At 72.8% G+C, this 12,088-nt stretch carries 11 protein-coding genes; 3 read left to right on the plus strand and 8 right to left on the minus strand.

Annotated elements, in window-relative coordinates; genetic code table 11:
* Window position 1: 1 nt before the first annotated feature.
* From AC4BEG_RS34600 to AC4BEG_RS34610, 3 genes are read right to left on the minus strand one after another with little or no spacing between them, the layout of a single operon-like run.
* Complete coding sequence (locus AC4BEG_RS34600) at window positions 2–2,167, minus strand: xanthine dehydrogenase family protein molybdopterin-binding subunit (RefSeq protein ID WP_490703622.1); 2,166 nt, start codon at window positions 2,165–2,167, stop codon at window positions 2–4.
* Complete coding sequence (locus AC4BEG_RS34605) at window positions 2,164–3,165, minus strand: FAD binding domain-containing protein (RefSeq protein WP_490703623.1); 1,002 nt, start codon at window positions 3,163–3,165, stop codon at window positions 2,164–2,166. Before AC4BEG_RS34605 ends, AC4BEG_RS34600 begins: the two co-directional genes overlap by 4 nt.
* Window positions 3,162–3,755: a 2Fe-2S iron-sulfur cluster-binding protein gene (locus AC4BEG_RS34610; protein ID WP_490703624.1), complete on the minus strand. Its 594-nt coding sequence runs from the start codon at window positions 3,753–3,755 to the stop codon at window positions 3,162–3,164. The genes AC4BEG_RS34605 and AC4BEG_RS34610 overlap by 4 nt, the downstream gene beginning before the upstream one ends.
* A gap of 51 nt (window positions 3,756–3,806) precedes the next feature.
* Here AC4BEG_RS34610 and AC4BEG_RS34615 point away from each other — a divergent pair, with 51 nt between their 5' ends.
* Both AC4BEG_RS34615 and AC4BEG_RS34620 read left to right on the plus strand, forming a co-directional pair.
* On the plus strand, window positions 3,807–4,958 hold the full coding sequence (locus AC4BEG_RS34615) for an XdhC family protein (protein ID WP_490703625.1): 1,152 nt from the start codon (window positions 3,807–3,809) through the stop codon (window positions 4,956–4,958).
* Between the two features lie 56 nt (window positions 4,959–5,014).
* Window positions 5,015–6,379, plus strand: coding sequence for an MFS transporter (locus tag AC4BEG_RS34620; protein ID WP_490703626.1), 1,365 nt, complete (start codon window positions 5,015–5,017; stop codon window positions 6,377–6,379).
* A 95-nt stretch (window positions 6,380–6,474) separates the two neighbouring features.
* Here AC4BEG_RS34620 and gnd read toward each other — a convergent pair whose 3' ends face one another.
* The 5 genes from gnd to AC4BEG_RS34645 all read right to left on the minus strand — a co-directional run bounded on the left by gnd (window position 6,475) and on the right by AC4BEG_RS34645 (window position 11,448).
* Window positions 6,475–7,911 (minus strand): NADP-dependent phosphogluconate dehydrogenase, encoded by a 1,437-nt coding sequence (gene gnd, locus AC4BEG_RS34625; protein ID WP_490703627.1) that lies wholly within the window; start codon window positions 7,909–7,911, stop codon window positions 6,475–6,477.
* Window positions 7,912–8,121: 210 nt separating this feature from the next.
* Entirely contained in the window at window positions 8,122–8,604 is a 483-nt protein-coding gene (locus AC4BEG_RS34630; RefSeq protein WP_490703628.1) for a hypothetical protein, read from the minus strand.
* 116 nt (window positions 8,605–8,720) lie between these two features.
* Window positions 8,721–9,293 carry a DoxX family protein gene (locus AC4BEG_RS34635; protein WP_490703629.1) on the minus strand — a complete coding sequence of 191 codons (573 nt, stop codon included), beginning with the start codon at window positions 9,291–9,293 and terminating at the stop codon, window positions 8,721–8,723.
* A 91-nt stretch (window positions 9,294–9,384) separates the two neighbouring features.
* Window positions 9,385–10,830, minus strand: a complete 1,446-nt coding sequence (locus AC4BEG_RS34640) for an MFS transporter (RefSeq protein ID WP_490703630.1) — start codon at window positions 10,828–10,830, stop codon at window positions 9,385–9,387.
* Window positions 10,831–10,941: 111 nt separating this feature from the next.
* Window positions 10,942–11,448 (minus strand): metallophosphoesterase family protein, encoded by a 507-nt coding sequence (locus tag AC4BEG_RS34645; protein WP_490703631.1) that lies wholly within the window; start codon window positions 11,446–11,448, stop codon window positions 10,942–10,944.
* 84 nt (window positions 11,449–11,532) lie between these two features.
* Between AC4BEG_RS34645 and AC4BEG_RS34650 the strand changes: the two genes are divergently transcribed.
* Window positions 11,533–12,072 carry a tyrosine-type recombinase/integrase gene (locus AC4BEG_RS34650; protein ID WP_490703632.1) on the plus strand — a complete coding sequence of 180 codons (540 nt, stop codon included), beginning with the start codon at window positions 11,533–11,535 and terminating at the stop codon, window positions 12,070–12,072.
* The last annotated feature ends 16 nt before the right edge of the window (window positions 12,073–12,088 follow it).

Consider the following 12,088-nt stretch of genomic DNA (forward strand, 5'->3'; position numbering starts at 1 on the left):
CCTATCCGACCCGGTCCGGCTGCTCACCCCCCGCCGGCCTGCGCTTTTCGTCCTCGGCCCGGGTCGCTCGCAGGGCCTCGCGGGAGCGCTCCAGACGGATCGGCAGATCGCGCACCCGCTGCCCCGTCGCATGGTGGAAGGCGTTGGCGATCGCCGCCGCCGCGCCCACGATGCCCAGCTCGCCGATGCCCTTGGCGCCGATCGGATTGGGGCTGTTGTCCCGCTCCTCCAGCCACGCCACCTCCAGCTTGGGCACATCGGCGTGGGCGGCGATGTGATAGCCCGCGAAGTCGTGGTTGGCGAAGTCGCCGAAGACCGGATCGACCTCCCCGATCTCCAGCAGGGCCATCGACAGACCCATCGTCATGGCGCCCAGGAACTGCGAGCGCGCCGTGTGCGGATTGATGATGCGCCCGGCCGCGAACATCCCCAGCATCCGGTCCACCCGGATCTCACCGGTGTCACGGTCCACCCGTACCTGGGCGAACTGGGCACCGAAGGTGTGCCGGGACATCTCCGGACGGTTGCCCAAGTCCTCGGTGGTGTCCGCCCGCACCTCCAGACCCCCGTCCGGGACCACACCGCCGTAGGTGTCCAGCTCCTTCAGCAGCGCCCGGCACGCCTTGTCCACCGCCCAGCCCCAGGACGCGGTGCCCAGCGAGCCACCGGCGAACGGAGCCATGCCCAGCGACGCACGGCCGATCTCCAGCCGCAGCCGCGACAGCGGAATGCCCAGCGCGTCCGCCGCCACCTGCGTCATCGCCGTACGGGCACCGGTGCCGAGGTCGGCCGCGCCGATCCGGACCAGGAACGTCCCGTCCTCCTCGGCACGCGCGAGCGCCGAGGAGGGGAAGGTGTAGTCGGGGTGGTGCGAGGCGGCCACCCCGGTGCCCACCAGCCAGCTGCCCTCGCGCCGGATCCCCGGCGCCCGATCGCGCCGCTCCCAGCCGAACCGGGCGGCTCCCTGGCGCAGACACTCCACCAGGCTGCGGCTGCTGAACGGCTTGCCGGTGCCCGGGTCGACCTCCGGCTCATTGCGGATCCGCAGCTCGATCGGGTCCATGCCCAGCTCTTCGGCCAGTTCGTCCATGGCCGACTCCAGCGCGAACATGCCCGGTGTATGGCCGGGGGCGCGGAACCAGGCCGGTGTCATCACATCCAGCGGCGCCGTCTTGACCGTCGTCCGGGCGCTGGGCGCGGCGTACATCATCCGCGACGAGCTCACCGTCTGGTCGGCGAACGGCACCAGCCGCGCACGCTGCTGCACCGACTCGTGCTCGATCACCGTCAGCCGGCCGTCCCGCTCGGCACCGAGACGCACCCGCTGGATCGTGGGCGCCCGGTAGGGGATGAGTGCGAACATCTGCTGCCGGGTCAGCGCGATCTTCACCGGCCGTCCCACGGCCCGCGCGGCCAGCGCCGCGAGGACCGCGGGGGAGCGCGGAATGCCCTTCGAGCCGAAACCGCCGCCGATGTACTCGGCCACGACCTCCACCGCGCCGTCCTCGAGCCCGAAGAGCCCGGTCAGCAACTGGGCGCTCATGAACGGGCCCTGGTCGGAGTTGTACAGCGTCAGCCGGTCCTCGTCCCACCGCGCGATGGTGGCGTGCGGCTCCATCGGGCTCACATGCTCCACCGGCGTGGTGTAGACGTGGTCGACGCGGACCGGGGCGGCGGCCCACGCGGCCTCGACATCCCCGCGCTCGACGAAGCCCGGGGTGCCGTCGGTCACCGTCTCGGGGATCTCGGCGGCCTCGTCGTCGGCGCGCAGCACCACATCGTGCGGCTCTTGCTCATAGCTCACCCGCACCGCCGCCGCGCCCTCGCACGCCGCCTCCAGCGAGGTGGCCACCACCGCGGCCACGATCTGGCCGTGGTACGCCACCTCGGGGGACTGGAGCACGAACAGATCCGCGCTCACCTCGGCCTCCGCGTTCAGCCGCGGGGCGTTGCCGGAGTCCAGCACCGCCACCACACCCGGCCGGGACAGCGCCGTGGCGGTGTCCACCCCGGTCACCCGGCCACGTGCGATGGTGGCCTGCACCGGCCACACATAGCTCACGTCCCCGATCGGGAACTCATAGGCGTAGCGCGCGGCCCCGGTCACCTTGTCCAGGCCGTCGACCCGGGTCATCGGGGCGCCGACCGTCCGCTCGATGGTGGTCATGCGCGGTCCTTCCTCGCGATGAGGTCGCGGAGGCCCGCGACGATGAGATCCACGGTCAGATCGACCTTGAAGGCGTTGTCGGGGAGCGGGCGCGCGGCGGCCAGTTCGGCCCGCGCCGCCTCGCGCAGCGTCTCCTCGTCCGGCCGCCGCCCCCGCAGCCGCTCCTCGGCGACGCTCGCCCGCCACGGCCGCGGCGCCACTCCGCCGAGCGCGATCCGGACGTCCGTGAGCGAGCCGTCGTCGGCCACCGATACCGAAGTGGCCACGCTGACCAGGGCGAAGGCGTACGACCAGCGGTCCCGGACCTTGCGGTAGCGCATCGCCGCGCCCGGTGGCGGCGCGGGCAGCTCGACGGCGGTGATCAGATCACCGTGCTCGAGGACGGTCTCCCGCTGCGGGGTGTCCCCGGGCAGCAGATACAGCTCGGCCACCGGCACGGTGCGGGTGGCACCGTCCACCGACCGCAGATGCGCCACCGCGTCCAGCGCCACGAGCGCCACCGCCATGTCCGACGGATGGGAGGCCACACAGTGGTCGGAGGTGCCCAGCACAGCCAGATCGCGGTGGGCACCCTGGATCGCCGGGCACCCCGTGCCCGGCTCGCGCTTGTTGCACGGCTTGGCCACATCCTGGAAGTACACACAGCGGGTGCGCTGGAGCAGATTGCCGCCCACCGTGGCGACGGTGCGCAACTGCCCGGAGGCGCCCGACAGCAGCGCCTGGGACAGCATCGGGAAGCGGTCGCGGATCCCCGGGTCGCCCGCCAGCTCGCCGTTGCGCACGGTGGCGCCGATCAGCACCGAACCGTCGTCGCGGTGCTCGATCCGGTCGTACGGCAGCCGGGACACGTCCACCAGCAGACCCGGGTCGGTGACCCCCAGTTTCATCAGGTCCACCAGATTGGTGCCGCCGCCGAGATAGGTGGCGTCGGGGCGCTGGGCGATCAGCTCGGCCGCCTCCTGGGCGTCGCCCGCGCGGGCGTAGGCGAACTCCTTCATCGCGCGCCCCCGGCCGTGCTCGCGGTGGCGGTGCCGTCGGCGGGCGCGCCCGCGGCCTCCAGGACGGCTTCCACGATGCCGTTGTACGCGCCGCAGCGGCACAGATTCCCGCTCATGCGCTCGCGCACCTCCCGCGCGTCCAGCTCCGCCACGTCGGCCACGCCCGCCGCGGTGTCCTCGGTGACATGGCTCGGCCAGCCGCGCCGGGCCTCGCCCAGGGCGCCGATGGCCGAGCAGATCTGGCCCGGAGTGCAGTAGCCGCACTGGAGCCCGTCGTGGTCGAGGAACGCCCGCTGCACCGGGTGGAGTCCGACGCCGCCGTCCAGCTCGGCCACGCCCTCGATCGACACGATCTCCCGCCCCTCGGCGGTCACCGCGAACATCAGGCAGCTGTTCGCCCGCTCGCCGTCGATCAGCACGGTGCAGGCACCGCACTGGCCGTGGTCGCAGCCCTTCTTGGTGCCCGTCAGGCCGAGCCGCTCGCGCAGCACATCAAGCAGGGTCGTTCGGTTGTCGATGGTCAGAGGGTGGTCCGTGCCATTGATCCGCAAAGTGATGTCGCTGCTCGGTGATTGATGTGAGAGGCTCATACATTGAAATGTATCAACCTCTTACATCGGGTGCGAGGAGAATTGGGTCCCATGCGAGACGTCGTAGCGCAGATGCACCGGTGGTGGCGCGAGGGTGAGCCCTTCGCCCGTGCCACGGTGGTCGCGACCTGGCGTTCCTCGCCGCTGCCGCCCGGTACGAGCATGCTGGTCGGACCCGACGGCTCCGCGGTGGGCAGCGTCTCCGGCGGCTGTGTCGAGGCGGCGGTCTACGAACTGGCCCAGGAGGTGACCGCCGCGGGCACTCCGGTGCTCCAGCGCTACGGGGTCAGCGATGACGACGCCTTCGCGGTCGGGCTGACCTGCGGCGGCATCATGGACGTCTTCGTGGAGCGCGTCGACCCCGACGGCTTCCCCGAGTTCGGGGGAGTGGCCGAGGCGGTGGCCGCCGGGGAGCCGGTGGCCGAGGTGATCTGTGTGGCCGTCGCCGGCCCCGACCCGGACGGGCGGCTGGGCCGGCGGCTGGTGGTCCGGCCCGACGGCACCTCCGGCTCACTGGGTTCGGCGCGGCTGGACGCGGCCGTCGCCGAGGACACCCGCGGATTGCTGGCGGGCGGCCGCACCGGCACCCTGGCCTACGGCTACGACGGCACTCGCACCGACGAGGAGCTGACCCTGTTCGTGTCGGTGCACGCCGCGCCGCCCCGGATGCTGGTCTTCGGCGCCGTGGACTTCGCGGCCGCCATGGCCCGGATGGGGGTCTACCTCGGCTATCACGTCACCGTCTGCGACGCCAGACCGGTGTTCGCCACCGAGCGCCGCTTCCCCGAGGCCCACGAGGTGGTCACCGACTGGCCGCACCGCTATCTGCGCGCCGAGGCGGAGGCGGGCCGGGTGGACGAGCGCACCGTGGTGTGCGTCCTCACCCACGACCCCAAGTTCGACGTACCGCTGCTGGAGGAGGCGCTGCGGCTCCCGCTGGCGTACGTCGGCGCCATGGGCTCCCGCCGCACCCACGACGACCGGCTCCGGCGGCTGCGCGCGGCCGGGCTCGGCGAGGACCGACTGGCCCGGCTGGCCTCACCGATCGGCCTGGACCTGGGCGCCCGGACCCCGGAGGAGACCGCGGTCAGCATCGCCGCCGAGATCATCGCCGATCGCTGGGGCGGTAGCGGCACCCGTCTCACCTCCCTCGGCGGCCGGATCCACGGCGACCGTCCGATGCCCTCGGCGGCCGGCGGCTGAGACGGTGTCACCGCCGCTCGGCGCGGTGGTCACAATGGTCCCCGACCGATGGGCACATGGACGCAGGAGGACACACCACCGCCGTGGAGACCGCGCGCAATACCGACGACACCACCGCCAACACCGCCACCCCCGAGGACACCACCGCCCCGCACGCCCCGCCGAAGACCGGCTGGCGCCGCTGGGTGATGGACACCCGGCCGTTGCGCCACCGCCCCTACCGGCGGCTGTGGAGCTCCACGACGGTCACCGCCGTCGGCAGTCAACTGACCGCCGTGGCCGTGCCCAAGCAGATCTACGACATCACCGGCTCCTCGGCCTGGGTCGGCTACGCCAGTTTCGCGGGTCTGCTGCCGCTGGTGGTCTTCGCGCTGTGGGGCGGGGTCATCGCCGACCGGATGGACCGGCGCACCCTGATGCTGCTCACCAACGCGGGGATCGCCGTCACCTCGGTGCTCTTCTGGGCGCAGTCCTTCGCCGGGCTGGACTCGGTGGCGCTGCTCATGGTGCTGCTCGCCGCCCAGCAGGGCTTCTTCGGGATGAACTCCCCGGCCCGGCAGGCGTCGATCGCCCGTCTCGTCCCCGCCCATGAGCTGCCCGCGGCCGGTGCCCTCCAGTCCACGGTGGCCCAGACCGGCATGATCGTGGGCCCGCTGCTCGCGGGCGCCCTGATTCCCGTGCTCGGCCTCCCGGTGCTCTATCTGATCGACGCCATCGCGCTCTGCGTCGCGCTGGGGGCCGTCTGGCTGCTGCCCGCCCTGCCACCGCTCACCGAGCCCGCGGGGGAGGGGGCCGACGGGTCGAAGCGGCGGGCCGGATGGCGGGACGTGGCCGATGGATTCCGCTACATCGCCACCCACCGGATCCTGCTGCTGTCCTTCCTCGCCGACATCATCGCCATGGTCTTCGGAATGCCCCGGGCGCTGTTCCCCCAACTCGCCGCGCACACCTACGCACCCTGGGGCGAGGGGTTCGCGCTCGGGCTGCTCTTCGCGGCCATCCCCCTCGGCGCGGTCACCGGCGGACTGATGTCGGGCACCTTCTCCCGCGCCCGCCGCCACGGCCTCATGGTGACGGCGGCCGTGGTGGCCTGGGGCGTGGCCATCACCGGGTTCGGGCTCAGTGCCAACCTGTGGTGGGCGGTGGCGTTCCTGGCGCTGGCGGGCGTGGCCGACATGGTTTCCATGGTGTTCCGCGGGGCGATCCTCCAGTCCGCGGCCACCGACGACATGCGCGGCCGGATGCAGGGCGTGTTCACGGTGGTGGTGGCGGGCGGTCCGCGCCTCGCCGATCTGCTGCACGGCACCGTCGGCTCCCTGATCGGCCCGCGCGCCGCGGTCACCGCGGGCGGGCTGCTCGTCGCCATCAGCACCCTGGGTCTGGCCGCCGCGGTGCCGGCCTTCCGGCGGTACACCGCCTGATCCACCGGCCGATCCGGGCCCGGCCGCCGTCCCGCTCGACCGGTCCCGGCCGTGCACACCCCCCGCACCGCGGAGGTGTGCACGACCGGGACCGCTCAGGCCGGGCGCTCGCCGCGGTCCCCGCCCCAGAGTGTGTGGAACGAGCCGTCGCGGTCGGTGCGCCGGTAGGTGTGCGCGCCGAAGAAGTCCCGCTGCCCCTGGACCAGCGCCGCCGGAAGCCGCTCGGAGCGCAGCGCGTCGTAGTACGCCAGCGCCGCCGAGAACCCGGGAGCCGGTACGCCCAGCTCGGCCGAGGTGGTCACCACCCGCCGCCAGGCGTCCTGGGCCGCGCCCAGCGCCTCGGTGAAGTAGTCGGCGGTCAGCAGGGTCACCGGGGTCCGCTCCCGCGCGTACGCCTCGGTGATCCGGTTCAGGAACCGCGCCCGGATGATGCAGCCACCGCGCCAGATCCGCGCCACCGCGCCCGGGTCGATGTCCCAGCCGTACTCCTGGCTGCCCGCCTGGATCTGGTGGACGCCCTGCGCGTACGCCACGATCTTCGACGCGTACAGCGCCTGCTCGACCTCGTCGGCGAACCGCTCCGCCGCCGCGCCCGTGAGCCCCTTCGCCGACGGTCCCGGGAGCCCCTGCGCCGCGTCCCGCAGCTCCGCGTGGCCGGACAGCGAGCGCGCGAACACCGCCTCGGCGATCCCGCTCACCGGAACGCCCAGGTCCAGAGCGGTCTGCACGGTCCAGCGGCCGGTGCCCTTCTGCTCGGCCTGGTCGAGTACCACGTCGACGAACGGCTTGCCGGTCGCCGCGTCGGTGTGCGCCAGCACCTCGGCGGTGATCTCGATCAGATACGACTCCAGGCGCCCCCGGTTCCAGGTGCGGAACACCTCCGCGATCTCGCCCGGGGCCATGCCCAGAGCGCGCCGCAGCAGGTCGTAGGACTCGGCGATCAGCTGCATATCGGCGTACTCGATGCCGTTGTGCACCATCTTCACGAAGTGTCCGGCCCCGTCCGGACCGATATGGGTGCAGCAGGGGGTGCCGTCCACCTTGGCGGAGATGTCCTCCAGCAGGGGGCCCAGCGCCTCGTACGACTCCTTCGAACCGCCCGGCATGATGCTCGGGCCGTGCAGCGCGCCCTCCTCGCCGCCGGAGATACCGGTGCCCACGAAGTGCAGGCCGCGCTCGCGCAGCGCCGCCTCCCGGCGCCGGGTGTCCTCGAAGTGTGCGTTGCCACCGTCGACGATCATGTCGCCGGCCTCCAGCAGCGGGGCGAACTCCTCGATCACCGCGTCGGTCGGCGCCCCCGCCTTGACCATCATCACCAGGCGCCGCGGGCGCTCCAGCGAGGCCACGAACCGCTCGGCCGTCTCGGCGGGCACGAAGTGGCCCTCACCGCCGAACTCCTCCACCAGGGCCCTCGTCTTCGCGGGCGTCCGGTTGTGCACGGCCACGGTGTGGCCGTGCCGGGCGAAGTTGCGGGCCAGATTGCTGCCCATCACCGCCAGTCCGGTCACCCCGATATGAGCCTGCTCCGCCATGGTCGGCCACTCCTGCCTGTCTCAGTCGTCGTCATCCTGGACACGTCGGATGCATCGGATACATCGGACACGCGCCGTGCGCACAGCGTCCCGGGTACCCCGCCCGGCCGCCACTCACGACGCCAGGACGGCACGGCCGGGACCGGCGGATACGAGGGCCACCGTCCCCCGCGGACGGCGGCCCCGTACCCGTGGGCGGAGGTAAATCCGCTATCTCGGCATCTCGGACGAGGTGCCGTTCACGGTTCCGGTGGCCCGGGTGGGACGCTCCAGGATGCCCCGGGCATCGGCGGGCGCCGACTCGCGCACCGGGACCGGCTGGGGACCGGCCGGGGTCTCCGCGGCCGGCGTCCCGCCGCCGTTGGGAGAGGAGTTCGAGCCGTTGATCTTCTCTATCGCCTGCCGGGCCTGCTCACCGGGGGAGCGCGCGGCGAGCGGCGGCGGTGTCTGGCCTGCCGCGGCCGCGGGCTGACTGCGCTCCTGGGCGTGCTTGGCGTGGCCGCCGCCGAACTGGGTGCGCAGCCGATGACTCACCGACTCGTCCAGACTCACCGGACGCCCCAGCTGGGCGGCCAGCCGGCCCGCTTCCTGACCGAGCGCGGCGACAACCTCCCAGGGCAGATGGAGTTCCAGCCGGACTTCTGCCTCTCCGTCGGGAAGGGCTTGGATGGGAGGGTTGAACCGGTCGTTCATGTGCGGTCCTCCGGTCTCGGATCGTCCTGCGCGGCGTGGTGCGCCCCACTGCCGGGACGCGCCTGTCCAGGCATACGGAGAACCGGCTCGTCCCGTTCACCCGAGCCGGAGCCGGGTCAGGTTTTACTGAGCAGGATCGTGATGGTCGCCAGGATGGCCGCCAGCACCAGCGCCGCCACCCCGTAGACCAGCCGCTGCGAGCGCAGACCGGGGATCAGCGCGTCGATGGAGATCCGGCCCGCGCCGCTGAGCGCGAGCCCGGCCGCGCCGACACCGATGAGCAGCGGAAACTCAAAGCCGCCGAACAGGCCGAGCCCCCAGGACGCGGCCACGGCGTTGGCCATCGTGCCCGCGACGGCGGCACCGGCGAGCGGGGTGATCAACCCCACCGCGATGCCGAGACCGCCGAAGGTCTCGGTCAGCCCGCAGATGACCGCCATCGCCTTCGGCGCCGGATAGCCGAACTGCGCGAAGGCCACGGCGGTCCTGTCGACCCCAAGACCCTCCCACCAGCCGAACAGATGCTGTGCGCCGCGCGCGGCGATGATCAGCCCGACGCCGAGCCGCACCACCAGTAGACCGACGTCATGGGCGGTGAGCACGGCCGCGGCGGACCGGGAGGCGTGCGCGTGAGCGGGGCCCGCGGCCGGTTCCGGTGAGGCGGCGTTTCCGCGGTGAGAAGAAGACATGGCGCCCTCGTCTGGTCGGGCCCGGCGGGCTCGCCGAGCCGGATGTGCGCTATGCACCTTAAGTACTTTTTATTCCACCGGGCAGGTGGCTTCAATCCGTCCCCCGGTGTCCCCCACGAGGGGAAGGTTTGCCATGGCATCCGCCTCGGCCCTTCTGGGCCCCTGGTAACCCGCCCCGGCTGAGCCGCCGCCAGGGCTGTAACCCGAGCCCCAGCAGCAGGGCACCGGCCAGACAGCAGAGCGCGGCGTGCGTCAGGGCGCCACCCAGGGCCGGTGCGGACACCGGGGCGCCGCACGGCCCGGCGACCGGACCGCACAGCCCCACGCCCAGCCCGGCCGCGACGGTGATCACCGTCTTCGTCACCCCTGACGCCTCACCGGCGCGCTCGGGCGCCACAGCCGTCTGCGTGGCGATGAGCGTCAGCGCGTTGGCCATCCCGAGAGTCGCTCCGCACACCGTGGCCGCCGCGATACGGCCCGGCAGCGTCGGCACCATCGGCACCGCGCCCAGACCCGCCGCACCCAGCGCCAGACACCATGCCATCGTCCGTACCGCGCTCGCCCGGGGAATCCGTCCGGCCACCGGACCGGCCAGGGCCATCGCCGTCGCGGGGGCGAGAAACACCGCCCCGGCCGCTGCAGGCGACAGCCCCCACGGCCCCTGGAGCGCCAGCGGCACCACGAACAGGAACACCACGGTGGCGGCGTTGCTCACCGCCCCGGCCGCGGTGAGCACCACGAAGTGCCTATTGCGGAACAGCCCGAGCCCCACCAGCGGGTTTGCCGCCACGCGGGCACACCGGACGAACACCGTCAGCATCACGACGACCAGCGCCAGCGTGATCGCCGAGCGGCCCGAGAACCAGCCCCATACCGGCCCGCGGTCGACGAGGACCGCGAGCCCGGCCACCGCCGCGGTGGCCGTGAGCAGCCCGTTGCCGTCCACCGTCGGCGGCGCCGCGGTGTCCCGTGAGTCCGCCGCCCGCGCCGCCCACACCGCGGCCCACAGTGCCACCGGCACATTGACCCAGAACACTCCCCGCCAGGACACCGCCTCGGTCAGCACACCGCCGACGAACGGGCCGCACGCGGTGGCGGTGCCGCCGACGCCCAGTGCCCACCCCAGCGCCCGGCCGCGCGACGCGGGCGGATAGGCGTTCGTCAGCAGCGCCACCCCCACCGGCATGGTCAGCGCGCCGCCCGCGCCCTGGATCACCCGTCCGACCACCAGCACCGGCAGCGACGGAGCGACCGCGCACACCAGGGACGCCACGGCGAACACCACCAGACCCGCCGTCAGCACCGCGCGCCGCCCCAGCAGATCGCCCAGCCGCCCCGCGCCCAGCATCAGCGCGCCGGCCGTCAGCAGATATCCGCTGACCACCCAGGACAGCCCGGCGCCGGTGACCCCGAGGTCCCGGCCGATCCCGGGCAGGGCCGGATTCAACGCAAACGCGTCCAGTTGGACGCAGAACACTCCCAACGACACGGCCACCAACGACCGCCGTCGAGCGGAGAGCACACCTTCCACCGCCATCACTCACTCCTCGGCACCCACGGGAAACAGGACGGACGCGGGGCTGAAGTAAGGACGAGGGGAAAAGGGTGTGAAGCGGGCCGGTGGGCCCGTGGAGAGAACGGCGATCGGTCAGTGGCGGGGCGGCAGCCGGTGCAGCTCCACGGCGGTCAGCCGACCGGCCTCGATCGCGGCTGTCATGAACGTACAGTACGGCTCTTTGCGCCGGTCCGTGGGGGAGCCGGGATTGAGCAGCCGCAGCCGCCCGTCGTCCGTGGTGGAGTCCCACGGAATATGGCTGTGGCCGAACACCAGCACATCCACATCGGGGAACCGCTCGGCACAGCGCCGCTCCCGCCCCCGCGCCGCCCCGGTCTCATGCACCACCCCGAACCGCAGCCCGTCCAGTTCCACCCGGGCCACCTCGGGCAGCCGCGCCCGCAGCTCGGGCCCGTCGTTGTTGCCGTACACGCCGATCAGCCGTGTCGACCGCGCCTCCAGCAGATCGAGGGTGGCGGTGTCGACCCAGTCACCCGCGTGGAAGACCACATCGGCGTACGGGAGTTGCTCCAGCAGCTCCTGAGGAAGCGCCTTGGCCCGCCGGGGCAGATGGGTGTCGGACATGAGGAGGAGACGCACAGGGGGACCGTATCGCTTTCCGGTGGGTGTCCGACCGAGGTGAAATAGTGTGCCAAGCAGATGCCGACGCACGGGGAGGCGACGATGGCGGACACGACGGGGGACCGGTATCCACGGCCGCCGGTCTCGGCGGCCGAGGCCGAGTGGGTGTGGCGGCTGCTGTCGGTGCAGGCGCTGGAGGAGGGCGCCAAACCGGAGACGGTGCGGCTCGCGGTGGTGGTGGGGCTCGCCCGGGCCAGTGGCGCCCGCTACGGGGGCCTGTTGCGCTGCACGGTCGGGGCGCTCGACCTGGACGCCGGATGGGTGACGCTCGAACACGGCAAGCACCGTGTCCCGCGCCGCCACGGCCTGGACCGCGGCACCGTCCTGGTCCTGCGCCGCTGGCTGCTGGTGCGCCAGGAGCTCTGCGCCGAGCTGGAGGGCTCGGTGCCGGACGCGCTGCTGCTGACGGTGCACCACACCCACGACCACGGAGTGACCGTGGCGGCCGGGCTGCCCATCACCCGGCAGGGACTGGTGCTCTCCTGGCGCCGGTTCGCCCATCGCACCAACGCCCGGTACGCGGCCCGGCGGCCGCCGCTGCCCACTCGCTTCGAACAGGTACGCCGCGCGTGGGACAGCTGAGCCCGGGATGCCCGAG

The sequence above is a fragment of the Streptomyces sp. JLBJ103 genome (assembly GCF_058215575.1).